General features: G+C 62.9%; 22 protein-coding genes. 9 read left to right on the top strand and 13 right to left on the bottom strand.

Features of this window, described 5'->3' with window-relative positions; all coding sequences use genetic code 11:
• Positions 1-6 precede the first annotated feature (6 nt).
• The 9 genes from rseP to ACUXV1_RS21340 all read right to left on the bottom strand — a co-directional run bounded on the left by rseP (position 7) and on the right by ACUXV1_RS21340 (position 7,572).
• Positions 7-1,350, bottom strand: coding sequence for an RIP metalloprotease RseP (gene rseP, locus ACUXV1_RS21380; protein ID WP_446016458.1), 1,344 nt, complete (start codon positions 1,348-1,350; stop codon positions 7-9).
• Entirely contained in the window at positions 1,344-2,528 is a 1,185-nt protein-coding gene (gene ispC, locus ACUXV1_RS21375; protein WP_203390952.1) for a 1-deoxy-D-xylulose-5-phosphate reductoisomerase, read from the bottom strand. The genes rseP and ispC overlap by 7 nt, the downstream gene beginning before the upstream one ends.
• A 17-nt stretch (positions 2,529-2,545) precedes the next feature.
• Entirely contained in the window at positions 2,546-3,352 is an 807-nt protein-coding gene (locus tag ACUXV1_RS21370) for a phosphatidate cytidylyltransferase (protein ID WP_043639929.1), read from the bottom strand.
• Positions 3,353-3,355: 3 nt separating this feature from the next.
• Entirely contained in the window at positions 3,356-4,045 is a 690-nt protein-coding gene (gene uppS / locus ACUXV1_RS21365; protein ID WP_446016488.1) for a polyprenyl diphosphate synthase, read from the bottom strand.
• A 79-nt stretch (positions 4,046-4,124) separates the two neighbouring features.
• The gene (gene frr / locus ACUXV1_RS21360) at positions 4,125-4,682 is read right to left on the bottom strand and encodes a ribosome recycling factor (protein WP_043639935.1); all 558 of its coding nucleotides are present in this window, start codon (positions 4,680-4,682) and stop codon (positions 4,125-4,127) included.
• A gap of 76 nt (positions 4,683-4,758) precedes the next feature.
• A complete protein-coding gene (gene pyrH / locus ACUXV1_RS21355) occupies positions 4,759-5,478 on the bottom strand; it encodes a UMP kinase (RefSeq protein ID WP_019104408.1) in 720 nt (239 codons plus the stop codon).
• 92 nt (positions 5,479-5,570) lie between these two features.
• The gene (tsf, locus tag ACUXV1_RS21350) at positions 5,571-6,437 is read right to left on the bottom strand and encodes a translation elongation factor Ts (RefSeq protein WP_019102340.1); all 867 of its coding nucleotides are present in this window, start codon (positions 6,435-6,437) and stop codon (positions 5,571-5,573) included.
• 69 nt (positions 6,438-6,506) lie between these two features.
• Positions 6,507-7,235 carry a 30S ribosomal protein S2 gene (rpsB, locus tag ACUXV1_RS21345; protein WP_019102339.1) on the bottom strand — a complete coding sequence of 243 codons (729 nt, stop codon included), beginning with the start codon at positions 7,233-7,235 and terminating at the stop codon, positions 6,507-6,509.
• Positions 7,236-7,380: 145 nt separating this feature from the next.
• On the bottom strand, positions 7,381-7,572 hold the full coding sequence (locus ACUXV1_RS21340; protein ID WP_019103093.1) for a hypothetical protein: 192 nt from the start codon (positions 7,570-7,572) through the stop codon (positions 7,381-7,383).
• A 115-nt stretch (positions 7,573-7,687) separates the two neighbouring features.
• On the opposite strand from ACUXV1_RS21340, the gene ACUXV1_RS21335 reads away from it, so the two are divergent.
• Complete coding sequence (locus tag ACUXV1_RS21335) at positions 7,688-8,725, top strand: NAD(P)H-dependent flavin oxidoreductase (RefSeq protein ID WP_446016462.1); 1,038 nt, start codon at positions 7,688-7,690, stop codon at positions 8,723-8,725.
• Between the two features lie 59 nt (positions 8,726-8,784).
• Here the strand turns inward: ACUXV1_RS21335 and typA are convergent, their stop codons facing one another.
• Positions 8,785-10,605, bottom strand: coding sequence for a translational GTPase TypA (gene typA / locus ACUXV1_RS21330; RefSeq protein WP_194426635.1), 1,821 nt, complete (start codon positions 10,603-10,605; stop codon positions 8,785-8,787).
• 139 nt (positions 10,606-10,744) lie between these two features.
• Between typA and ACUXV1_RS21325 the strand changes: the two genes are divergently transcribed.
• Positions 10,745-11,620, top strand: coding sequence for a hypothetical protein (locus tag ACUXV1_RS21325; protein WP_446016464.1), 876 nt, complete (start codon positions 10,745-10,747; stop codon positions 11,618-11,620).
• Positions 11,621-11,740: 120 nt separating this feature from the next.
• Positions 11,741-13,048, top strand: a complete 1,308-nt coding sequence (locus ACUXV1_RS21320) for an enoyl ACP reductase FabMG family protein (RefSeq protein WP_446016465.1) — start codon at positions 11,741-11,743, stop codon at positions 13,046-13,048.
• A gap of 217 nt (positions 13,049-13,265) precedes the next feature.
• Here ACUXV1_RS21320 and ACUXV1_RS21315 read toward each other — a convergent pair whose 3' ends face one another.
• Positions 13,266-14,252: an NAD(P)H-quinone oxidoreductase gene (locus ACUXV1_RS21315; RefSeq protein ID WP_446016466.1), complete on the bottom strand. Its 987-nt coding sequence runs from the start codon at positions 14,250-14,252 to the stop codon at positions 13,266-13,268.
• Positions 14,253-14,426: 174 nt separating this feature from the next.
• On the opposite strand from ACUXV1_RS21315, the gene ACUXV1_RS21310 reads away from it, so the two are divergent.
• From ACUXV1_RS21310 to efp, 6 genes are all read left to right on the top strand, one after another.
• Positions 14,427-15,092: a 7-cyano-7-deazaguanine/7-aminomethyl-7-deazaguanine transporter gene (locus tag ACUXV1_RS21310; protein WP_446016467.1), complete on the top strand. Its 666-nt coding sequence runs from the start codon at positions 14,427-14,429 to the stop codon at positions 15,090-15,092.
• A gap of 127 nt (positions 15,093-15,219) precedes the next feature.
• On the top strand, positions 15,220-17,655 hold the full coding sequence (locus ACUXV1_RS21305; RefSeq protein ID WP_446016468.1) for a heavy metal translocating P-type ATPase: 2,436 nt from the start codon (positions 15,220-15,222) through the stop codon (positions 17,653-17,655).
• Positions 17,655-17,840 (top strand): cbb3-type cytochrome oxidase assembly protein CcoS, encoded by a 186-nt coding sequence (gene ccoS / locus ACUXV1_RS21300; protein ID WP_194426640.1) that lies wholly within the window; start codon positions 17,655-17,657, stop codon positions 17,838-17,840. Before ACUXV1_RS21305 ends, ccoS begins: the two co-directional genes overlap by 1 nt.
• 282 nt (positions 17,841-18,122) lie before the next feature.
• A complete protein-coding gene (locus tag ACUXV1_RS21295; protein WP_039755819.1) occupies positions 18,123-19,424 on the top strand; it encodes a NupC/NupG family nucleoside CNT transporter in 1,302 nt (433 codons plus the stop codon).
• Between the two features lie 328 nt (positions 19,425-19,752).
• Entirely contained in the window at positions 19,753-20,898 is a 1,146-nt protein-coding gene (earP, locus tag ACUXV1_RS21290) for an elongation factor P maturation arginine rhamnosyltransferase EarP (protein ID WP_043639968.1), read from the top strand.
• Between the two features lie 61 nt (positions 20,899-20,959).
• Positions 20,960-21,523 (top strand): elongation factor P, encoded by a 564-nt coding sequence (efp, locus tag ACUXV1_RS21285; protein ID WP_019103034.1) that lies wholly within the window; start codon positions 20,960-20,962, stop codon positions 21,521-21,523.
• 114 nt (positions 21,524-21,637) lie between these two features.
• Here efp and ACUXV1_RS21280 read toward each other — a convergent pair whose 3' ends face one another.
• Together ACUXV1_RS21280 and ACUXV1_RS21275 are read right to left on the bottom strand one after the other, a co-directional pair.
• Positions 21,638-22,558, bottom strand: coding sequence for an alpha/beta fold hydrolase (locus ACUXV1_RS21280; RefSeq protein ID WP_043639972.1), 921 nt, complete (start codon positions 22,556-22,558; stop codon positions 21,638-21,640).
• A gap of 184 nt (positions 22,559-22,742) precedes the next feature.
• Positions 22,743-23,324, bottom strand: coding sequence for a uracil-DNA glycosylase family protein (locus ACUXV1_RS21275; RefSeq protein ID WP_081556712.1), 582 nt, complete (start codon positions 23,322-23,324; stop codon positions 22,743-22,745).
• Positions 23,325-23,333 lie beyond the last annotated feature (9 nt).

The following is a 23,333-nucleotide window of genomic DNA, read 5'->3' as shown; positions in this document are numbered from 1 at the left end:
TCGGTTTTAACCCCCAAATAGGCGGCTGAAATCATTCAGCAAGGCAAACGCCATCAAAGACGCCAGCAAGATGAAGCCAATTTTTTGTCCGAACAATTGCGCCCGCTCACTGACGGGGCGGCCTCTGATCAACTCCGCGACATAATACATTAAGTGCCCGCCATCCAGAACTGGAATCGGCAGCAGATTCAGCACGCCGATGCTGATGCTGATCAGCGCCAGAAACTCCAGATAAGGCGTCAAACCCTCGCGCGCAGTCTGGCCGGCGACATTGGCGATGGTCAGCGGACCGGACAAATTATCCAGGGAAGCCTGGCCCATCAGCATGCGCCCCATGAATTTGACGCTCATCCAACCGGTGTCCCAAGTCTTGGCCAAGGCGGCCAGACCGGCCTGCGCCACCGAGTAATGCTCGGTGTACAACAGTTGGCGGCCCCAGACTGCGTCCGCCTGCGGCGCGGCGCCGATGCGCCCCACCACCTCGCCGTCCTGCTGGTGGGCCTGCGGCCGCACCTTGATGCTCAGGGTGTCCGAACCGCGCTGGATTTTCACTTCCAGATCCCTGCCGGGGCTGTTGCGCACCTCGGCGACCCATCCCTCCCAGTTGCTCAGCGGCTTGCCGTTGAGCGCCAGCAGTTTGTCGCCCGGCTTGAGGCCGACACTTTGCGCGGCGCCGCCCTCCTCCAACGCGCCGATCACAGGCAAAAAGCGCCCCGGCGTCAGACCGGTGCTGCCTTGCTGCATCGCGGTCACCGCCTTGTCGCCAAAACGGGCCGGGTCAATGCGACGTTCAGCCCGAGCGCCCGCCGCGGTCTCCACCTGCACCACGGTGGCGTCCGGCGACATTGCCGCCTCCACCAGAGCAAGACGGATCTGCTGCCAATTGGCCACGGGCTGACCGGCCACGCTCAGGATGCGGTCGCCGGGCGCGAAGCCTGCCGCCGCCGCCGGGGTCTGCGCCACCACGGTACCGACCAGAGGCTTGATCTGAGTCACCCCCTGCCCCATCACCACCCAATACAGCAGCACCGCCAGCAAAAGATTGGCCAGCGGGCCGGCGGCGACAATGGCGATGCGCTTCAGCACATGCTGATTGTTGAATGCCTGCGGGCGCAACGCTTCCGTCACCGGGCCCTCGCGCTCGTCCAGCATGCGCACATAGCCGCCCAGCGGGATCGGACAGATGACCCACTCGGTGCCCTTGCGCCAATATGACCACAGCGGTTTGCCGAAGCCGATGGAAAAACGCAGCACCTTGACCCCGCACAACCGGGCCACCCAATAGTGGCCCAGCTCGTGAAACGTCACCAGCACGCCGATGGCGACCAGGAAGGCGAGCAGAGTCAGCATGCGGCCACCCGCTGCAACGCGAAGGCGCGCGCTTCCTCATCCTTGGCCAACAAGGCCTCCAACGAGTCGCTGCCTGCCAGGCTGACGCCGTCCAAAGCGGCGGACACCACCGCGGGGATGTCGACGAAACGCAGACGTCCATTCAGGAAGGCGTCCACGGCGACTTCATTCGCCGCGTTCAACACCGCCGGCGCGTCGCCGCCCAGGCGCAACACGTCGAAAGCCAGCTTCAGGCAAGGGAAACGCTCCAGATCCGGCGCTTCGAAAGTGAGGTTGGACAAGGAGGAAAAGTCCAGCGAGCCCACACCGGCCTCGACCCGCTCCGGCCAGGCCAGCGCGCAAGCGATAGGGGTGCGCATATCCGGCGCGCCCAACTGGGCCATCACCGAACCATCGCGATATTGCACCATGGAATGAATCACGCTTTGCGGATGCACCACGACTTCGATGCGTTCCGGCGGCGCGGAAAACAGCCAATGCGCCTCGATCACTTCCAACCCCTTATTCATCAAGGAAGCGGAATCGACGGAAATCTTGCGCCCCATCACCCAGTTGGGATGACGACAGGCGTCGTCCGGAGTGACGCGCAGCAAGTCCTCTGCAGAAGACTGACGGAAGGGGCCGCCGGAGGCGGTAAGGATGATCTTGCGGATGCCGGCGGCGTCCAAATTGCCGGCGTAGTCGTGCGGCAGCGACTGAAAGATGGCGCTGTGCTCGCTGTCCACCGGCAGCAGGGTCGCGCCGTGGCGGCGCGCCGCGTCCATGAACAGACGACCGGCCACCACCAACGACTCCTTGTTGGCCAACAAAATGCGCTTGCCGGCGCGCGCCGCCGCCATCGCGGACGGCAGGCCGGCGGCGCCGACGATGGAGGCCATCACCACATCGGCCTCGGGCAGCGCTGCCACCTGGACCAAGGCGGCCGGGCCGTGCAGCACCTCGGCGTTCACGCCAGCCTCGGCCAACCGGGCGCGCAAGATGTCCGCGGACGCGGCGTCGCCGGTCACCACGTAAGCCGGCCGGAATTGCAAGGCCTGCTCGAACAAGCGCTCAATCTGACGATTGCCGCTCAGCGCCACCACCCGGTAACGCTCGGGGTGGCGCGCCACCACGTCCAACGTATTGGCGCCCACGCTGCCGGTGGCGCCGAGAACGACAATCCCTTGCGGTTTCGTCATTGAAAGTGTTCCTGCGGTTACATGCCGCCCAGAGCCCGCAGCGCGTTGCTGACGGCGAGGACGGCGATAAGACTGTCGATACGGTCGTACACGCCGCCGTGACCGGGTAACAAGCTGCTGCTGTCCTTGATCCCCGACGCGCGCTTGAACCAGGATTCCAGCAGATCGCCCATCACGCTGACCGCGCTCAGCGGCAGCGCCAACAGCAACAGCGCCCAAATCGGCAAGCCGATGTCTATCCAGCCCAGATGATCCACCAGCGCCACGTACAGGGCCACGCAGATCACGCCGCCGTACACCCCTTCCCAGCTCTTGCCCGGGCTGATGGACGGCGCAAGCTTGCGACGGCCGAAAGCCTTGCCGGAGAAGTAAGCGGCAATGTCCGCCACCCACACCAGGCCCATCACCGCCAGCAAGGCGAAGGCGTCCGCCGCTCCGGGATGCGGCCGCCATTCCAGAAAGGCGAACCAGGCCGGCAACATCAGCAGCCAGCCCAGCAGCCAGGCCGTCGCGCCCTGACGGATGCGCCAACGCTTGGCCAGCCAGCACGGCACCAACAACAACCAGAACGCCAGCGTCAGCGCATGCTCAACCAGGCCCAGCCGGTAATGGCCGAACCAAGCCGCCGCGGCCAGCGCGCTGCTGACGGCCAGATACAGCCATTTGCCTGCGCCCGCCATGCCGGCCATGCGGCTGAATTCCCACAAGGCCAGCACGATGATCAGCCAGGAGAAACCGGCCCAGGCTTCAGCCGGAAATAGAAACAAGGCCGCCAGCATCAGCGGCAACAACACCAGGGCAGTCAGAACGCGTGTCAGCAGCATGGCTTAGCGCCCATCCCGGCGCAGATGCTCGGGCAATTGTTCGCTGGTGCGTCCAAAGCGGCGCTCACGGGACTGGTAAGAAGCGATGGCGGCTTCCAGCGCCGCGCGATCAAAGTCCGGCCACAGCGTTTCGGTGAAGTGCAGTTCGGAATAAGCCAACTGCCACAGCAGGAAGTTGCTGATGCGCTGCTCGCCGCCGGTACGGATGAACAGGTCCGGCTCAGGCGCCCACGGCATCGACAGACGCTGGGTCAGCGCCTCTTCGTCGATATGAGTGACGCCCTCGGCGATCAGGCTATTGACCGCGTTGAGGATATCCCAACGGCCGCCGTAATCGGCGGCGATGTTCAAGACCAGACCATCGTTGCCGGCGGTCTTTTCCTCGGCGCGCAGGATACGCTCCTGCAGATCCGCGCTGAAACGCTCGCGAGAACCCAATACCCGCAAGCGGATATTGTTGTTGTGCAGTTTGCTCACCTCGTGCTCCAGCGCGCGAATGAACAGGTCCATCAGAAAGGAGACTTCCTCCTGCGGACGCCGCCAGTTCTCGGTGGAGAACGCGAACAGGGTCAGACATTCGACGCCCAACTCCTTGCAGGCTCCGACGATCTCGCGCACGGTGTCCAGGCCGCGCTTATGGCCGGCCACGCGCGGCAAAAAACGCTTCTTGGCCCAACGACCGTTGCCATCCATGATGATGGCGATATGCCGCGGCACGGAACGCACCTCCGGCACATCCTTGGTAGAGCTTGCAAACAAAACGCGGGGCTCCTTAGACGGCCATCAGGTCGGCTTCCTTGGCTGCCAGGACCTTATCGATTTCGACGGTGTATTTGTCGGTCAGCTTCTGGATGTCATCCTGGCCGCGACGCTCGTCGTCTTCGGTGATGGCCTTGTCTTTGAGCAGGTTTTTGAACTCGTTGTTGGCGTCGCGGCGGATGTTGCGAACGGCCACGCGCGCGCCTTCGGCTTCACCGCGCACCACCTTGATCAGGTCTTTGCGGCGCTCTTCGGTCAGCATCGGCATCGGCACGCGGATGATCTCGCCCATGGAGGCCGGGTTCAGGCCCAGGTCGGAGTCGCGGATCGCTTTTTCGATCTTGGCCAGCATCGGTTTTTCCCAGGGCTGCACACCGATCGTACGCGCGTCCACCAGCGTCACGTTGGCCACCTGGCTGATGGGCACGTCGCTGCCATAGTAGTCCACCATGACATGATCAAGAATGCCGGTATGGGCGCGACCGGTGCGTACTTTGCTCAGGTCGGTCTTAAACGCTTCCAGCGACTTCTGCATTTTCTGCTCGGCAGATTTCTTGATGTCGTTAATCATGTCTACTCCAAATCGAAACTTAAAAAGACAAGGCGAAAACGGCCATTGCCGCTTTCGCCTTCAGCAATTTTCAAACTCAGCAGTGTACCAGCGTGCCTTCGTCTTCGCCAAGCACGACCCGGGTCAGCGCGCCGCTCTTGAAGATGCTGAACACCTTGATGTTCAGGTTTTGGTCGCGGCACAGCGCGAAGGCGGTGGCGTCCATCACCTTGAGATTGCGCGAGATCGCCTCGTCGAAGGTCAAGGTCTGATAACGTATCGCGTCCGGGTTCTTTTTCGGGTCGTCCGTGTACACGCCATCCACTTTGGTGGCTTTCAGCATGATGTCCACGTTCATTTCCATGCCGCGCAACGCCGCGGCGGTGTCGGTGGTGAAGAAGGGGTTGCCGGTGCCGGCGGCGAAGATCACCACCTTGCCCTCCTCCAGGTACTGCATGGCCTTGCCGCGCACATAAGGCTCCGCGATCTGCTGCATGGTCAGCGCCGACTGCACGCGCGCGATCAACCCAGCCTTGGTCATCGCGTCCTTCAGCGCCAGCGCGTTCATTACCGTCGCCATCATGCCCATATAGTCCGCGGTGGCCCGGTCCATGCCCGCAGCAGCCGGCGCCACGCCGCGGAAGATATTGCCGCCGCCGATCACCACGCCCACTTGCACGCCAAGCTCCACCACCTCCTTGATCTGCCCCACGATCTGCTCGATCGTGGTGCGGTTGATGCCATAGTTGTCATCGCCCATCAGGGCTTCGCCGGACAGTTTCAGCAGGATGCGTTTATAGGCAGGAACTTGGCTCATGGTAACCTCGGTTTGGCTGGATATTCGGTTTTTAGTTTGCAAAACGGCACCCTGCAGGCAGGGTGCCGTCAATACGTCTCGCGACTGAGATCTTACAGCTTGGCGGCTGCAGCCACTTCAGCGGCGTAGTCTACTACTTTCTTCTCAATGCCTTCGCCCACTACGAACATGGCGAACGCCTTGACGGAGGACTTCTTCTCGGCCAGCAGCTTTTCAACGGTCACGTCCGGGTTCTTGACGAAGGGTTGGCCCATCAGGGTCACTTCGGCCAGGAACTTGTTGACGCGGCCTTCCACCATCTTGGCGACGATGTCGGCCGGCTTGCCGGATTCGGCGGCCTGCGCGGTGTAGATCTTGCGCTCTTGCTCCAGAGTTTCGGCCGGAACCTGATCCTTGGACACGCAGATCGGCTTGGAAGCGGCGATGTGCATGGCCACGTCCTTGCCCACTTGCTCTTCGCCGGCGAAGTCGACGATCACGCCGATCTTGGCGCCGTGCAGGTAGGTGGCGATAGCGCCTTCGGTCTGGTAGCGAACGAAACGACGGATGGTCATGTTCTCGCCCAGCTTGGCGATGGCGGCCTTGCGGATGTCTTCAACGGACTGGCCGTCGATTTCCACAGCGGACAGTGCTTCCACGTCAGCCGGGTTGGCGATCACAACAGCCTTGGCGGCAGCGGCGGCCAGAGCCAGGAAGGTCGGGTCCTTGGCAACAAAGTCGGTTTCGCAGTTGACTTCCACCAGGGCGCCAACACCGCCTTCAACGAAGGAACCGATGATGCCTTCAGCAGCCACGCGGCCAGCCATCTTGGAAGCCTTGTTGCCGGACTTGATGCGCAGGATTTCTTCAGCTTTGGCAGCGTCGCCTTCGGCTTCCACCAGAGCTTTTTTACATTCCATCATGCCGAGGCCGGTAGCCGCGCGCAGATCCGAAACCATTTTTGCGGTAATTTCCGCCATACTTCGCACTCCTAATGATTTTGATTACGTGGGTCTAAAAAAAGGGGCTTGCGCCCCCTTTTCGTCTGCTTACTCGGCTTGAGCCGATTCAGCAGCCACGATCTCTTGCAAAGACTGGGCGCGGCCTTCCAGCACCGCGTCGGCCATGCCGCGAGCGTACAGGCGGATAGCGCGGCTGGAGTCGTCGTTGCCCGGGATCACGTAATCGATGCCGTCCGGGGTGTTGTTGGTGTCAACAACGCCGATAACCGGGATACCCAGTTTCTTGGCTTCGACGATGGTGCCCTTCTGGTAGCCAGTGTCGATAACGAAGATGGCGTCCGGCAGGCCCTTCATATCCTTGATGCCGCCCAGCGAACGCTCCAGCTTGTCGACTTCGCGTTGCAGGTCCAGCAGTTCTTTCTTGTTGTAACCGGTATCGCCAGCGGATTCCAGAATGGCGCGCTTCTCTTCAAGACGCTTGATCGACTGCTTCACGGTCTTGTAGTTGGTCAGCATGCCGCCCAGCCAGCGGTGGTCAACAAACGGCATGCCGCAACGGGCAGCTTCTTCACGTACGATCTCACGAGCCTGACGCTTGGTGCCCACGAACATGATGGAACCTTTGTTGGCGGCCAGACGACGCACATAATCCTGGGCTTCCACGAACAGCGGCAGAGTCTTTTCCAGGTTGATGATGTGAATCTTGTTGCGGCTGCCAAAGATGTACTTAGCCATCTTCGGGTTCCAGAAGCGGGTTTGGTGGCCGAAGTGAACGCCGGCCTCAAGCATTTGACGCATGGTAACGTTGGTGGACATGCAAAAACTCCTTAAAGGGTTAAGCCTCCATCCGCGCAGACAACCTCGAACCGAGGCACCCTTTGGCGCGGATGTGCGTAATAGATGATTTTCCCCCGCCAGTATGGCAAGGGACGCGGGATTCTAGCACCGGACGGCGATCCGCTCAAGCCTCGTCGCGCGCCTCACGCGCTTTTTCACGCTGACGGCGCAGTTTGCGCCGCGTCATCCGCGCCACAAAGAAGGTGGGCAGCACGCCCAGAAAGAACAAGATGGATAGCGAAGCCAGCACGCTGTGCTGCGCCACCGCCAGCATCAGCACCACGTAAAGCCAGCCCAGCAACACGATCAGCAGCATATTTAAACAATCGTTTGAATTTTCCGGCAAAGCCGACAACAATGACAGCGCCGGGTCCAGCCCATTGCGCCCGCCAACCCTCGACCGACCGATATTGTAAAGCGAGCCCCGCCCCATGCAAACCGCCATTACCCGACTGCTCGACATCCAGCGCCCGCTAATCTGCCCCGGCATGAGCTACATCGCCACCCCGGAACTGGTGGCCGCCGTCGGCAACGCCGGCGGCCTGGGCATACTCGCCACTGGCCCGCTGACGCCGGAACTGACGCGACAAGCCATCCGCCGCGTGCGCGAACTGAGCAACCGGCCCTTTGGCGTCGGCTGCACGCTCATGATGCCAGGCGCCAAGGAAAACGCCATGGTCGCCCTGGAAGAACGCGTGCCTGTGATCAATTTTTCGCTGGGCAAGGGCGATTGGCTGATTGAACGCGCTCACGCCTACGGCGGCAAGGCCATCGCCACCGTGGTGACGGAAAAGCACGCGCGCTCGGCGGAAGCGTCCGGCGCCGACGCCCTGCTGGTCACCGGCCACGAGGCCGCCGCCCACGGCGGCGCCGTCACCTCGCTGGCACTGATCCCGGCCATCCGCAAGGCCAGCGCCTTGCCCATCATCGCAGCCGGGGGCTTTGCCGACGGCCAGGGCCTGATTGCCGCGCTGGCGCTGGGCGCCGATGCCGTGGCAATGGGCACGCGACTGGCCATGAGCAAGGAAAGCCCTGTGCACCAGCGCACCAAGGAGATGATTCGGCAACGCGGAGTGGCCGACACCTTGTACTCCAAGAACTTCGACGGCCTGTGGTGCCGAGTGATGGACACCCCCGCCGCTCGCCAAGCCACGCGCAAGCCGCTTAGCCTGCTGGCCGCCGCCTGGCGCGCCAGCGCCGCCGCGCGCAAGCTGGGCATGCCCATCGCCAAAGTCGTGCTGGGCGGCCTGCTGAGCCAACCCCAAGCACTGCGGCAACTGGCGCAGTTCGGCGCCGCCACAGAATCCATCCGGCTGGCGATAGAGGACGGCGACCACGACAAAGGCGTGCAGCTGATTGGCCAGGCCCAGGGCCTGATCGACGATGTGCCCGGCGTTGCCGAGTTGTTCGAGCGCATCCTGAACGAAGCGCACGCCTGCCGACAAAGACTCGCCACCCTGGACCTCTAACAAATAAAAAACCGCCACCCCCATCAAGGGAACGGCGGTTTTTGCAAGGCCAGCGTGAATCAGGACGCGGCGTTGGCTTTGGCCATCTTGCGACGATCCGATTCGTTCAGATAACGCTTGCGGATGCGGATGGACTTCGGCGTGATTTCCACCAACTCGTCGTCGTCAATGAACTCCACCGCGGACTCCAAGGTCAACTTGATCGGCGTGGTCAAACGCACGGCTTCGTCGGTGCCGGAGGCGCGCACGTTGGTCAACTGCTTGCCCTTGACCGGGTTCACCACCAGATCGTTGTCGCGGCTATGAATACCGATGATCATGCCTTCGTACAGCTTCTCGCCCGGGGCCACGAACATGCGGCCGCGGTCTTCCAGCTTCCACAGCGCGTAAGCCACCGCTTCGCCGTTCTCTTGCGAGATCAGCACGCCGTTGTGACGACCCGGCATATCCGGCTTGACCGGCGCGTAGTCGTCGAACACGTGGCTCATCAAGCCGGTGCCGCGAGTCATGGTCATGAAGTCGGACTGGAAGCCGATCAGACCGCGCGCCGGAATATGGTATTCCAGGCGAGTGCGGCCGTTGCCGTCGGATTCCATATTGGTCAGTTCGCCGCGGCGACGACCGATTTCTTCCATCACGCCGCCCTGGTGATCGTCTTCCAGGTCGATGGTCAGGTTTTCGTACGGCTCGCACTTCTGACCGTTGATCTCCTTGAACACCACGCGCGGCTTGGCCACGGCCATTTCAAAGCCTTCGCGACGCATGTTTTCCAGCAGAATGGTCAGGTGCAGCTCGCCACGACCGGACACGCGGAACACGTCGGAGTCGCCGGTGTCTTCCACGCGCAGCGCCACATTGGTCAGCAGTTCCTTGGTCAGACGATCGCGGATTTGACGCGAGGTCACGAACTTGCCTTCGGTGCCGGCCAGCGGCGAGGAGTTCACCATGAAGTCCATGGTCAGCGTCGGCTCATCCACGGACAGCATAGGCAGGCCTACCGGCTGCTCTTTGTCGCAAATGGTCACGCCGATGCCGATATCCTCGATGCCGGAGATGATGATGATGTCGCCCGCCTCGGCTTCTTCAACCGGAACGCGGTCCAGGCCCTGATAACCCAGAACTTGGTTGATGCGGCCGGAAGCCACTTGATCGTCATGGTTCATCACCACCACTTGCTGACCCGGCTTGATACGGCCGTTCAGCACGCGGCCCACGCCCAGGCGGCCAGTGTAAGTGGAGTAGTCCAGCGCGGAAATCTGCAGCTGCAGCGGCGCGTCGGCGCTGCCCGGCGGGGTCGGCACGTGCTTGAGCACGGTGTCGAACAGCGGGCGCATATTGTCGGACTCTTCTTCCAGCTCCAGCTTGGCGAAACCGTTCAGGCCGGAAGCGTAGATAATGGGGAAGTCCAGCTGTTCGTCAGTCGCGCCCAGCTTGTCGAACAGGTCGAAAGTCTGATCCACCACCCAGTCCGGACGCGCGCCCGGACGATCCACCTTGTTGATCACCACGATCGGGCGCAGACCCAGCGCCAGCGCTTTCTTGGTGACGAAACGGGTTTGCGGCATCGGGCCTTCTACGGCGTCAACCAACAGCAGCACGCCGTCCACCATGCCCAACACGCGCTCAACTTCGCCGCCGAAGTCGGCGTGTCCCGGAGTGTCGACGATATTGATGTGCACGCCTTCGTATTCGATGGCGGTGTTTTTGGCCAGAATGGTGATGCCGCGTTCTTTTTCAAGATCGTTGCTGTCCATTACACGCTCGTCCACCTGCTGGTTCTCGCGGAAGGTACCGGATTGACGCAGCAGTTGGTCTACAAGCGTGGTCTTGCCATGGTCGACGTGGGCGATGATGGCGATATTGCGAATTTGTCGGGTCATTTTTGGAGGAGGATGGATACAGAAAAATCGCTGGATAATAGCACAAAAAACAGTCCCTACCAAAAATTCCGGCGGGCGACAAGCGTTGGGCTTTTGCGTACACTGCGCGGCAAACCGATTTTCGACGAGGAAACGCGCTATGTACGACTGGAACGCCTTATGGAAGGAACACGAGGCCTACCGCACCGGCTACGCCGTCCAGCACAACGACGCCAACCAGTTGGCAGACGCCTTGTCCGCCACGCTGATCAAGCCGGCCGCGGACATAGAAGACGTGGCCGTCTACGACAATGGCGACCGCTACCTGCTGGCCGGCCACAAAGACGGCCTGCAACTGCTGGAGATCGCCAAACACAGCCTGTTCGACATCACGCTGCGCTTCGTCACCGAGGACGAGGAGCAGGACATCGCCCCGCCCTACATCGAAATCCATGTCGACAACCTGGCCACTGAAGAGCAGGCGGTCTGGCGCGCCGCGGTCAGCCGCGACGAAGAAGGCCGGATCTGGGTAGGCAAGCGCGCGCTGGACGAAGGCGTGGTGCCGGCCATGCCCTTCGACGAACTGTCCTTCACCGACAACGCCCGCTTCCGCGAAGCATTGACCCGCGTTTGGCACGAAGACCTGCCGCAACTGAAACCAGCCCTGGACGCTTGGTTCCAGCACGACGCGCTGAGCGCTCCGGCCGACGAGCCCGCCCACTACGGCGACGCCGCGCGGGTACGGCAGATTTGCGACCGCTACGCCGAGATCGTGCGTCGCGAACAGGCGCTGCTGTCGCGCCAGTTCAGCGACCCGGAACTGCACCTGATCGCCCAAGTACTGAAAGGAGTGCATTTCGACGACGCCGCCGCCTGCCGCGGCGTGTGGCTGGCGGTGGAGGCGCGCATCATCGAGGAAGAACTGGATCAGCAGTGGAAAGTGGATGGGGAAAAGCTCCTAACCAAGATGAAGGCGCTCAGCTATGCGCAGGAAGTGGCGCTGATAGAAGCGCTGTCGCCGTTGCCGTCCAACTGAACACCTGAAACCGGAACGCGGGTAAAATGCCCCCGATCCGAGCAATCACTCCAATATATCCAAGCGACCGGCCCCGCCAGCACGCGCCGCGCCGGCCCTCATCGAGAAAGACTGAAAGATATGGCTCAAACAAGCGCCCTGAGACAACTTCCGCAAAGCAACTTGTTCCGCCCCGGCGACGTTTTCGTCTTGTTCGGCGAACTGTTCGGCCGCGGCTACGCCAACGGCCTGATCAATGAAGCGCGCAAGGCCGGCATGGACATCATTGGCATGACAGTGGGCCGCCGCGACGAAAACAACCAACTACGCCCGCTGAACGAGGAAGAATTGGCCGCGGCCGAAGCCAATCTGGGCGGCCGCGTGATCAATGTGCCGCTGATGGCCGGCTTTGACCAGGATGGCTCGCCGACGCCGACCGAGCTGCTGGCCTCCCTGACCCTGAAAAGCTGGCAGGATGACAAACTGGACTGGGCTCACATCGAACAATGCCGCCAAATCGGCGTGCAGCGCTTCAAGGATGGGGTTGCCAAGGCGATGGCCCAGCTGGACGCCATGATCGACGACGGCCGCAACGTGTTCTTCGCCCACACCATGGCCGGCGGCATTCCCAAAGCCAAGGTCTTCCTGGCCATCGCCAACCGCGTCTACAAGGGCCGCGGCGAGCGCTTCCTGTCCACCCAGGCGCTGCTGGACAGCGATCTGGGCAAGCTGATCCTGCAAAACTTCGACGAAGTCACCGCCAACACCTTCCAGCACCTGATAGACGGCAGCGCGGCGCTGCGCGGCCGGCTGGAAGCCGCAGGCGGTCAGGTGCGCTACACCGCCTACGGCTACCACGGCACCGAGATACTGATCGACGGCGATTACCAGTGGCAGACCTATACCAACTACACCCAGGGCTACGCCAAGATGCGCCTGGAAAACATCGCCCGCGCCGCCTGGGAACAGGGCGTCAAGGCCACGGTGTTCAACTGCCCGGAAATCCGCACCAACTCCTCGGACATCTTCGTCGGCGTGGAGCTGCCGCTGCTGGCGTTGCTGCGCGCCTTGAAACGCGAGGACGGCGGCGCTTGGGCCAACGCGCAATGGCAAGCCTGCGCCGCCCTGCTGCAGGACGGCCACACGCTGGAAGAGGTACTGGAGAAGATAGACGCGCTCAATAGCGGCGAGGTGATGCGCGGCTTCCGCAATTTCGACGCCTGGCCGATGCCGAACAGCCCGGAGCTGGCCGAGGTGATGATAGGCACGTCCGACGCCATCGTGGATATGCACCAGGACAAGAAGACCTTGATCACCGACCACCTGAGCAGCCTGGTAATCGACGCCACCGGCCCGCTGATGTTCCACGAAGCCGCCGCGCCCGCCGGCCCGGTGCTATGGCTGAACCACGACATCATCGCGCGCCAGCTGAACCGGATGCACGACTAAACCCGCTCCGCCCAAGGCCACACACAAACCGGCGCGCCCATCTGGGCGCGCTTTTTCATTCAACGCGCCTCTCAGAACGTGTTGACGATCTCGCAAGCAAGAGCGAGACAAGGCGAGAACCGCCGAGAAAGCGGAATGGTCATACGGCACATGAGCATTTCGAAGCGGCACTCACCGTGTCGCGCCTCACGACGCGCAGCAGACCGTAAACAGCATCTCAGCCCGCCACCACCGGAAACAAGGTCAACACCACCTTCCCCAGATTGCGGTTGGCCTCCACATAGGCGTGCGCATCGGCCACCTGAGTCAAGGGGTAGCTGGAATCCAGCGTCAGACGCAGCTTGCCCTGCTCCAGCGCCGGCAAAATCCGGGCTTCCACCGCCCGCGCCAAGCGCGCCTTCACTTCCAAGGGCTGCGGCCGCAGCGTGGAACCGATCAGCGCGATGCGCTTCATCAGCAGCGCCCCAAGATTCAACTCCGCCTTGCCGCCGCCGAGCAGGCCGATATTGACCAACCGCCCATCCGGCTTCAAGGCCGACAGATTATCGTTCAGATAGCTGGCGCCCACCGGGTCCAACACCACGTCGACGCCGCCCCAGTCCTTGACCATGGGCCCGAAGGCCGGCGTCTGCCGGTAGTTGAACGCCTGGACCGCGCCCAACTCGCGGCAAAACGCCGCCTTCTCCTCGCTGCCCGCGCTGGCGTAGGCCTGCGCGCCCAATAGACCAGCCAACTGGATTGCCGCCGCACCCACGCCGCTGGCGCCGGCGTGCACCAACACAGTCTCGCCGGCCTGCAAGCCGGCTTTTTCCACCAGATTGAACCAGGCCGTCATCCAGGCCTCGGGCAGGCTGGCCGCCTCCACCCAGGACAGCCAGTCCGGCTTGGCGATGGCCAGGGCCTCTTCCAGCACCGCGTATTCCGCGTAGCCGCCACCGCTGATCAGGCCGAACACCGCATCTCCAGGCTGAAAACGCGAACCCGCGTCCGCCTCTTCCACCACCCCGGCCACCTCCAGACCCAGAATGGGGCTGGCGCCCGGCGGGGGCGGATAATGTCCGGCGCGCTGCGCCAGATCGGCGCGATTGACGCCCGCGGCCATGACCCGCACCAATAGCTGCCCGGCGCCCCGAAGCGGCGGCGCGATTTCGTCCACCTGCAAGGTGTCGACTCCGCCTGGAGCCGACTGCACAACTGCCAACATACGTCCCCCTTCCACTGACAAACAACTGATTAGCAATACAAAAATTTTGCCAAGCCGGGCTTGGACGAGTATGATTTTGGCCCTTGCCTGGATACCGCGCGTCGGACCGAGGCAGGACTACCGTCTCGCAACACTGGGTTCCCTCACCCCAATCCAAACAAAAAGGCCGACATCATGTTTAGCTTTACCCGCCAACAGCGGCTGTCCGCGCTGCTGTGGCTGTCTCTGTTCCACATCGCCATCATCGCGTCCAGCAATTATCTGGTCCAACTGCCCGTCATCGTGTTCGGCTTCCACACCACCTGGGGCGCGTTCACCTTTCCGTTCATCTTCCTGGCCACCGACCTGACCGTGCGCGTGTTCGGCGCACAGCTTGCCCGTCGCATCATTTTCGCGGCGATGTTGCCGGCACTGGCGATCTCTTACCTGATCTCCACCTTGTTCTACCAAGGCGCTTGGCAAGGCGCCGCCGCGCTGGCCAGCTTCAACCTTTTCGTCGCCCGCATCGCCGTCGCCAGCTTCGCCGCCTACGCGCTGGGCCAAATCCTGGACGTGCAGGTGTTCAACCGCTTGCGACAGTTGAAGACCTGGTGGATCGCTCCGGCTTCGGCCATGTTGTTCGGCAATATCAGCGACACGCTGGCCTTCTTCTTCATTGCCTTCTACCAGAGCAGCGACCCGTTCATGGCCGCCAACTGGGTGGAAATAGCGCTAGTGGACTACAGCTTCAAACTACTGATCTGCCTGCTGTTCTTCCTGCCCATGTACGGCGTGATCCTGAACCGCATCCTGAAGCAACTGTGCTTGCGCGGCGTGGAGCCGCAGCTGCGCGCGGTCTGAGAACGTGTCCACGATCTGAACCGCCCCGCCTTCAGACCAAACGCCCCCAGCAGATGGGGGCTGACACGGCCTTTTCCAACGCGCCGACACAAGCCAAACACGGCCGGATTGATTACAATCGGCCATCATGAGTGAAAACTGCTTCCATTGCGGCCTGCCGGTGCCGCCCGACGTCCAGTTCCCGGTCAAATACCGCGAAGTCGATCAGCCCACCTGTTGCGCCGGCTGCCAAGCGGTGGCGGTCACCATCATCCAGTCCGGCCTGTCCGATTACTACCAGCACCGCACCGAAGGGGCGCGCCAGGCCGAGCCGGTGCCGCGCGAGTTGCTGGAGCAGATCAAACTCTACGACTCCGACGAGCTGCAGCGCAGCTTTGTGCGCTTTGAAGCGGAAAACCTGCGAGAAGCCTCCCTCATGCTGGAAGGCATCACCTGCGCCGCCTGTGTTTGGCTCAACGAGCAGCACATCCGCCAGTTGCCCGGCATCGTCAGCGTCGACATCAATTACAGCAACCATCGCGCTCGCGTGCGCTGGGACAATAGCCGGGTCCAATTGTCCGCCATTCTGGAAGCGGTCAGCGCCATCGGCTACCGCGCCCACCCCTACGACGCCGAGCGCCAGGAAGCGCTGAACCAGAAAGAACGCAAGCAGGCGATCAACCGCCTGTGGGCCGCCGGCCTGTCCATGATGCAGGTGATGATGTACGCGGTGCCTATCTATCTGGCGCCGGACGGCGAGATCACGCCGGACTTTCTATGGCTGTTGCACTGGTCCAGCTTCATCCTGACTCTGCCGGTAGTGCTCTACTCCGCCGTGCCCTTCTACCGCGCCACCTGGCGCGACCTCAAAACCCGGCGCGTGGGCATGGACACCCCGGTGACCATCGGCATCCTCACCGCCTTCCTGTCCAGCTTCTGGGCGCTGATCAACAAAGTGGAACACGGCGTCTACTTCGACTCGGTGTCGATGTTCGTGTTCCTGCTGCTGGGCGGCCGCTACCTGGAGGGCATCGCCCGGCGCAAAGCCGGCGAGGCCACGGAAAGCCTGGTCAAGCTGATCCCCGCCTTCGCTCATCGCCTGACCGGCTGGCCGGATAACCGCCAAAGCGAGGAAACCACCGTGGCGCAGTTGCGCCCCGGCGATGTGATTCTGGTCAAACCCGGCGAGACCATTCCCGCCGACGGCCTGGTGCTGGACGGCCATAGCGCCAGCAATGAAGCGCTGTTGACCGGCGAAAGCCGCCCGGTGACCAAGGACGCCGGCGCAGCGGTGATCGCCGGCAGCGTCAACGCCGCCAGCCCATTGGTGGTGCGGGTGGAACAGACCGGCCAGGACACGCGGCTGGCCGGCATCGTGCGGCTGCTGGACCAGGCGCTGGCGGAAAAACCGCGGCTGGCGGTGATCGCCGACCGCTTCGCCAGTTGGTTCGTCGCGCTGCTGCTGCTGGCCGCGGCCGGCACCTACCTGGGCTGGCACTACATCGAACCGGACCGCGCGCTATGGATCATGGTGGCGGTGCTGGTGATTTCCTGTCCCTGCGCGCTGTCGCTGGCCACCCCGGCGGCCTTGACCGCCGCCTCCGGCCACCTGGCGGCCCTGGGCGTGCTGACCACCCGCGGCCACGCGCTGGAGACCCTGCCCAAGATCAGCGACGTGGTGTTCGACAAGACCGGCACCCTGACCCATGGCGATATGCGGCTGCTGGACAGCTGGACCGCCCCCGGCCGCGACGCGGCGGCGGCGCTGGCCACGGCGGCGGCGCTGGAGCAGGGCTCGGAGCATCCGGTGGCGCGCGCGCTGCTGGCCGCCGCCGGCGACGGCCAGCACCAGACCGCGGAAGCGCTGCGCAACCATCCGGGTCAAGGCGTGAGCGGCCGGCTGAACAGCCGCGACTGGCGCATAGGCTCGCCGGAATTCATCGCCGCTCAGTTGGGCGGCTGCCCTCTTCCTTCCGCAGACTGGCACGGCGACAAAACCCTGATCGCGCTGGCTGATGAAACAGAACTGGTCGCCTTGTTCGCCATCGGCGACGCCGTGCGCGCCGACGCCGCGCCGCTGCTGCGCCAGTTGAAACAGCGCGGCCTGCGCGTGCATCTGCTCAGCGGCGACGGCGCCGGCCCTGTCTCCAATTTGGCGCGCCAGCTGGACATGGACGCGCATATCGCCCGCGCCGCGCCGGAGGATAAATTGGCCTACGTCGGCCGGCTGCAAGCCGCCGGCAAGCGCGTGCTGATGGTGGGCGACGGCATCAACGACGCGCCGGTGCTGGCCAAGGCCGACGTGTCCATCGCCATGGGCGGCGGCACCGACGTGGCGCGCGCCAGCGGCGACATGGTGCTGATTGGCGACCGGCTGGGGCTGATCGCCAACGCGTTCGAACTGTCTCGCAAGACCTTGTCTGTGATACGTCAAAACTTGTGGTGGGCCGCCGCTTACAATATCGTGGCGCTGCCCTTGGCCATCACCGGCCACGTTACGCCGTGGATCGCCAGCCTGGGCATGGCGTCCAGCTCTCTCATCGTAGTCGGCAACGCCCTCCGACTGGTCAAACGGAAATCCTGATGGAAAGCCTGTATCTGCTCATTCCGCTCAGCCTGGTGCTGGCCTTCGTCATCGGCGGCATTTTCTGGTGGGCCACCCGCAACGGCCAGTTCGACGATATGGAAGGCCCGGCGCATCGCATTCTGATGGACGACGACAAGCCCAAGGACGGCGGCGGCAGTGGCGATGCTCCGCGCGGCGATTAAAGCGCCGTCCACCCGTCCAAACCACACCCGGCGCCGTCCGTGCGCCGGTTTTTTCCGACCCGCCGCGGTGCGCCCCATTGTCCCGCAGCGGACCGAACCCTCACCCAAATCGAATAAAATCAAGGACAAAGCGCTTCAATCGCTTTCGTTCTCCGATTTTTGCTGTAAAATCGCGCCCCTTGAGCAATATTAGCTAATCATCATCTAATAATCGTTGGATCCGCCTGGCCCGGCGCCATGCGCCAGCCGGTCAGCTTCCGCACCTTCATCTCAGGGTTGTTCGTGAATACCTTACAAGCTCTCGTCGGCATGTTGTTCCTGCTGGGCACCGCCTATGCGCTGTCCACCAATCGCAAAGCCATCAACTGGCGCATCGTGCTGATCGGTCTGATCATGCAAAGCACGCTGTTCTTGGTCATCAACTACGTACCGGCCGCGCGCGCGGTGTTCGAAGCCTTCGGCTCCGGCTTCGCCAAAGTACTGACCTTCTCCGGCGAAGGCGCCACCTTCGTGTTCGGCGACCTGGCCAAACCCAACGGCAGCATGGGCTTCTTGTTCGCCTTCATGGTCTTGCCCGTGATCATCTTCTTCTCCGCCTTCAGCGCCCTGCTCTACCATCTGGGCATCCTGCAACGCGTGGTGGCCGGCATGGCCTGGGTGATGAAACGCAGCATGAAGCTGTCCGGCCCGGAAAGTCTGACCGTGGCGGGCAACATCTTTCTCGGCCAGACCGAGGCCCCGCTGCTGATCCGCCCCTATATCAAGCACATGACCCGCTCCGAGCTGGCCTGCGTGATGATTGCCGGCATGTCCACGCTGGCCGGCGGCGTACTGGCCGCCTATGTCGCCTTCCTCGGCGGCAGCAATCCGGCGGAACAAGCCAAGTTCGCCACCTATCTGCTGATGGCTTCCTTCATGAACGCGCCGGCAGCCGCGGTATTCGCCAAAATCATCTACCCGGAAACCGATCGCGGCCATACCTCCAGCGACAAGCTGGACTACAGCCAGGAAGACGATCAGGGCAGCTTCATCAACGCCATCGTCAACGGCGCGATGTCCGGCATGAAGATGGCCGCCGCGGTGGCCACCATCATCCTGGCCATTGTGTCCATGATCGCGCTGGCCAACTTCGTCGTGAAGGACGGCATCGGCGCGGCGCTGGGCGTCAACGAGATGATCAAGGCCTCCACCAACGGCGTGTTCGACGGGCTGACATTGCAATACCTGTTTGGCCAGGCCTTCCGCGTGTTCGCCTTCATGATGGGTGTGAGCTGGCACGAAACCCTGGAAGTGGGCAGCCTGCTGGGCCAAAAGATCGTGGTCAACGAATTCATCTCCTACCTGGACCTGGCCAAGATGAAGGCCGCCGGCACCCTGTCGCCTCAAGCCATCCTGATTTCCACCTTCGCGCTGTCCAGCTTCTCCAACTTCAGCTCGGTGGGCATTTGCGTAGCCGGCATCGGCGCGCTGGCCCCGTCGCGACAGAAGGAACTGGCCCAGATCGGCATGCGCGCGCTGGCCGCCGCGGTGATGGCGGGCTTCATGACCGCGACCACCGCCGGCCTGTGGATGTCCATTTTCTAAGCACCTGTTTACGATCTGCTGGGCGTCGGCGATACGGCGTTGAAAGCGGCTTCAAAATGCTCATGTACCACGCGTACATTCCGCTTTCTCAGCCGTTTTCGCCTTGTCTCGCTCTAGCTCGCGAGAGCGTAAACCGGTTCTAAAAACAATCACCGCGTTTTGATCTAGTTGTAGCGAGGACAAGCCCAAAGGACTTGCCCACGCTACGAACTCAGGCCTTTGTGCGCGGCGTCTTAATCTTTATGCAACCCCGCGCTCCGTCGCGGGGTTTTTCATTAATCCGCGGCGGCGTGCTAAGCTGCCGCCATTTTCACGCGCGGCACCGCTAATGGAACGCAAACACTGGGATATCTTCTGCGCCGTGGTCGACAACTATGGCGACATCGGTGTCGCCTGGCGGCTGGCGCGCCGGCTGGCCCACGACTTCGGGCTGGAGGTGCGGCTTTGGGTGGACGACCTGGCCAGCTTCGCCCGCATCGCGCCCGATCTGGACCCGGCCCTGCCGGCCCAGCGCCTGGCCGACATCGACATCCGTCACTGGCCGGCGGACGGTCCGCCGGCCGACACCATGCCTGCCGACGTGGTGATCGAGGCCTTCGGCTGCCGCTTGCCGGAAGGCTTTGAACAGGCGATGGCGGCCAAGGCGATCAAGCCCGTGTGGATCAATCTGGAATACCTGTCGGCGGAAGACTGGACGCGTGGCTGCCACCGCCAACCCTCTCCCCACCCGCGCTTGCCGCTGACCAAGCACTTCTTTTTTCCCGGCTTCGGTGCGGATACCGGCGGCCTGATTTGCGAGCAGGGCCTGCTAGACGTCCGCCGCCAATGGCAGGACGACACGCTAGCGCGCCGCGCCTACTGGCAGCTACTGGAGCTGCCGGAACCGGCCGCGGACGAATGGCGAGTCAGCCTGTTCGCCTATGAAAACCCGGCCATCACCAGCCTCCTGGCCGCCTGGGCGTTGGGCGAACGCCGGGTGACTTGCCTATTGCCGGAAGGCAAGGCGCTGCCGGACGCGGCCCGCGTCTTCGGCTACCCATTGCGCGCCGGCATGCTTGCGCGGCAGGGCTCGTTGACGGTCAAAGTGTTGCCGATGACCGACCAGGACAGCTACGACCTGCTGCTGTGGTCCTGCGACCTTAATCTGGTGCGAGGCGAAGACAGCTTCGTGCGGGCGCAATGGGCGGGCAGGCCGTTTCTCTGGCACATCTACCCGCAGGACGACGACGCCCATCTGGCCAAGCTTGATGCCTTTTTGTCACAGTACGGCGCGGCGCTGCCCGCCGGAGCGGCGCAAGCGCTGACCGCCGCCAGCCATGCCTGGAACCACGGCGCCGATATGGCCGCCGCATGGACGGAATTGGCCGCATGGCTGCCCGCATGGCGCGAACACGCCGCCATCTGGCCGGAAAAATTGCTGGCGGACGGTGATCTGGGCGACAGACTACTGCACTTTGTCCGGGAAATCGGCTAAAATACGCCGTTTTTCGGAAACCTTTTTTCCGACTTCAATCAAGAGTTTGGGACTTTTAGTAATGAAAACCGCACAAGAACTCCGCGCCGGCAACGTATTCATGGTAGGCAGCGACCCGATGGTCGTGCAGAAGGCTGAATTCAGCAAATCCGGCCGCAACGCCTCCGTTGTGAAAATGAAAATGAAGAACCTGTTGACCGGCGCCGGCAGCGAAGCCGTATATCGCGCAGACGACAAGTTCGACGTCATCGTGCTGGACCGCAAAGACTGCACCTACTCCTACTTCGCCGATCCGATGTACGTGTTCATGGACACCGAATTCAACCAGTACGAAGTGGAAGCCGACAACCTGGGCGACACGCTGAACTACATCGTCGACGGCATGGAAGAAGTGTGCCAAGTGACCTTCTACGACGGCAAGGCCATCTCCGTTGAACTGCCGACCACCGTGATCCGCGAAGTGGAATACACCGAACCGGCCGTACGCGGCGACACCTCCGGCAAAGTGCTGAAGCCGGCTCGCCTGGTGGGCACCACCTTCGAAGTTCAGGTTCCGGCCTTCGTCAACACCGGCGAAAAGATCGAAATCGACACCCGCACCAACGAATTCAAGAAGCGCGCCTAAGCGCCCTCTTGCTTCGCAGTGCCCAAAGCCGCCTCGCGCCAATGCGCCGGGCGGCTTTTGTTTTGAGCGATGTCGGACCGCGCCTCAGCACCCGATCGCAATCGAGGCCAGCACTTAGCCCTGCCCTGCCTGCAAGACCCGCCTCCGCGCAAAATCCAGCCACAGCTCCGCTACCTGGCGCGGCTGTTCCATCATCGGCAGATGACCCACCCGCTCCAACACCTGCTTCTCGCTGCCGGCGATGGCGGCGGCGAAGCAATCCGCGTCCTCCACATGCAGGATGCGGTCCTCGCGGCCCCAGACGATCAAAGTCGGCGCCTGGATGCTCGCCAGCAAGGGCCGCTGGTCCACACTGTCTAACAGGTCGTCGAAAATCTTGCGCTCCACCTCAACGCGTTCCGCCTTGCGCGCCGCCGTCACCTCGATGGCGAAGCCGGGCACCGGCGGCGGCCGGTACATCGCCCAGTGCAGCATCGCCCGCACTCCGTCCGCGCTGCTCATGTCCAGCAGCGGGTTCTCGCCGCTGCTCTGCCACAGCCCAGCCATTTCACTAGCGTTGTCGCCGTTGCCGGAACCGGCGCCGGCAGCGTTGAGCAGGGTCAGGCTGGCCACGTGCCGCGGATAACGCGCGGCGAAGTTGGCGGCGATGGCGCCGCCCATGGAATTGCCGATCAAGTGGACATGCTCCACGCCCCAAACCTCCAGAAACGCGCGCAGCCGATCCGCTTGCGCCTCCACTCGGTAGCTGATGTCCAGGTTGGACATGCTGTCGCCGTGGCCTGGCAAGTCTGGTGCAATCAGCCGGAATGACTTGGGCAGGCGACGCGCCAGCATCGCCCAGTGGTCTTTTTCCGCGCCAAAGCCATGCAGCAGCACCAGCACCGGCGCGCCCGCCGGCGCGGCGCGCTCTAACCAGCTCAATTCACCCTGCTCCAGCCTGCGCCGTCGCGGCTTCAGCCCGGCCCAGCGCCGCTGCTGGCGCACTCCCCAGTCAAACAATCGTTGCTTGCCATTCCAGATCCAGCGTCGCCACATTGCAGCCTCCTTGGAAAACCATCGATGGTGAATAGTGCTTAGAGCCTGTTCACAGTCTCGCGAGCAAGAGCGAGACAAGGCGAAAACGGCTGAGAAAGCGGGATGTACACATGGTACATGAGCATTTCGAAGTTGCACTCACCGAGCCACGTTTCACAGCGCGCAGCAGATCGTAAACCGGTTCTCAGCCGCGCTCCAGCACCTCTGCCACCCTGTGCCGCAAAGCCGGCAGCAGTTCGGCCTCGAACCAGGGATGGCGGCGCAGCCACAGTTGATTGCGCGGGCTGGGGTGCGGCAAGGGCAACAGCGCCGGCCAGTGCTCGCGCCAGCGCTCCACCGCCTCTGTCAGCCGCGGATAACGTCCAGGCAGGTGATACCGCTGGGCGTACTGACCCAGCAAAATCGTCAATTGCAGATGAGGCAGACCGGCCAGCAAAGGCTGACGCCAGGCGGCCGCGCATTGCGGAGGCGGAGGCAGATCCCCGGACTTGCCGGTGCCGGGGTAACAGAAAGCCATCGGCAGAATGGCGATGCGGGTCTCATCGTAAAACACCGTTTTGTCCACGCCCAGCCAATCGCGCAAACGCTCGCCGCTGGGGTCGTCGAACGGCAGGCCGGACGCATGCACGCGCCGCCCCGGCGCTTGGCCGGCAATCAGGATGCGCGCATCCGGATGCCACTGCAGCACCGGGCGCGGACCATGCGGCAGCTTGTCCGCGCACAGCCGGCAAGCTCTCACTTCTTGGAGCAGGCCGCCGGCGTTCATGCGCGTCGC

The organism is Chromobacterium sp. W521, from assembly GCF_052805975.1.
Note: the sequence above shows the minus strand (reverse complement) of the source record. Positions and strands in the feature narration are given on the sequence as shown.

Bases quoted from the DNA above. Each gene is read 5' to 3' on its own strand.
- ACUXV1_RS21370 (WP_043639929.1), bottom strand. From the start codon at position 3,352: ATGCTGCTGACACGCGTTCTGACTGCCCTGGTGTTGTTGCCGCTGATG.
- ACUXV1_RS21305 (WP_446016468.1), top strand. From the start codon at position 15,220: ATGAGTGAAAACTGCTTCCATTGCGGCCTGCCGGTGCCGCCCGACGTC.
- ACUXV1_RS21275 (WP_081556712.1), bottom strand. From the start codon at position 23,324: ATGAACGCCGGCGGCCTGCTCCAAGAAGTGAGAGCTTGCCGGCTGTGC.
- efp (WP_019103034.1), top strand. From the start codon at position 20,960: ATGAAAACCGCACAAGAACTCCGCGCCGGCAACGTATTCATGGTAGGC.
- frr (WP_043639935.1), bottom strand. From the start codon at position 4,682: ATGATTAACGACATCAAGAAATCTGCCGAGCAGAAAATGCAGAAGTCG.
- ccoS (WP_194426640.1), top strand. From the start codon at position 17,655: ATGGAAAGCCTGTATCTGCTCATTCCGCTCAGCCTGGTGCTGGCCTTC.
- ACUXV1_RS21280 (WP_043639972.1), bottom strand. From the start codon at position 22,558: ATGTGGCGACGCTGGATCTGGAATGGCAAGCAACGATTGTTTGACTGG.
- ispC (WP_203390952.1), bottom strand. From the start codon at position 2,528: ATGACGAAACCGCAAGGGATTGTCGTTCTCGGCGCCACCGGCAGCGTG.
- ACUXV1_RS21325 (WP_446016464.1), top strand. From the start codon at position 10,745: ATGTACGACTGGAACGCCTTATGGAAGGAACACGAGGCCTACCGCACC.
- ACUXV1_RS21340 (WP_019103093.1), bottom strand. From the start codon at position 7,572: ATGCTGCTGATCGTGTTGCTGGGCTGGCTTTACGTGGTGCTGATGCTG.
- ACUXV1_RS21310 (WP_446016467.1), top strand. From the start codon at position 14,427: ATGTTTAGCTTTACCCGCCAACAGCGGCTGTCCGCGCTGCTGTGGCTG.
- ACUXV1_RS21315 (WP_446016466.1), bottom strand. From the start codon at position 14,252: ATGTTGGCAGTTGTGCAGTCGGCTCCAGGCGGAGTCGACACCTTGCAG.
- typA (WP_194426635.1), bottom strand. From the start codon at position 10,605: ATGACCCGACAAATTCGCAATATCGCCATCATCGCCCACGTCGACCAT.
- pyrH (WP_019104408.1), bottom strand. From the start codon at position 5,478: ATGAGCCAAGTTCCTGCCTATAAACGCATCCTGCTGAAACTGTCCGGC.
- ACUXV1_RS21320 (WP_446016465.1), top strand. From the start codon at position 11,741: ATGGCTCAAACAAGCGCCCTGAGACAACTTCCGCAAAGCAACTTGTTC.
- ACUXV1_RS21335 (WP_446016462.1), top strand. From the start codon at position 7,688: ATGCAAACCGCCATTACCCGACTGCTCGACATCCAGCGCCCGCTAATC.
- tsf (WP_019102340.1), bottom strand. From the start codon at position 6,437: ATGGCGGAAATTACCGCAAAAATGGTTTCGGATCTGCGCGCGGCTACC.
- rseP (WP_446016458.1), bottom strand. From the start codon at position 1,350: ATGCTGACTCTGCTCGCCTTCCTGGTCGCCATCGGCGTGCTGGTGACG.
- rpsB (WP_019102339.1), bottom strand. From the start codon at position 7,235: ATGTCCACCAACGTTACCATGCGTCAAATGCTTGAGGCCGGCGTTCAC.
- earP (WP_043639968.1), top strand. From the start codon at position 19,753: ATGGAACGCAAACACTGGGATATCTTCTGCGCCGTGGTCGACAACTAT.
- uppS (WP_446016488.1), bottom strand. From the start codon at position 4,045: ATGGATGGCAACGGTCGTTGGGCCAAGAAGCGTTTTTTGCCGCGCGTG.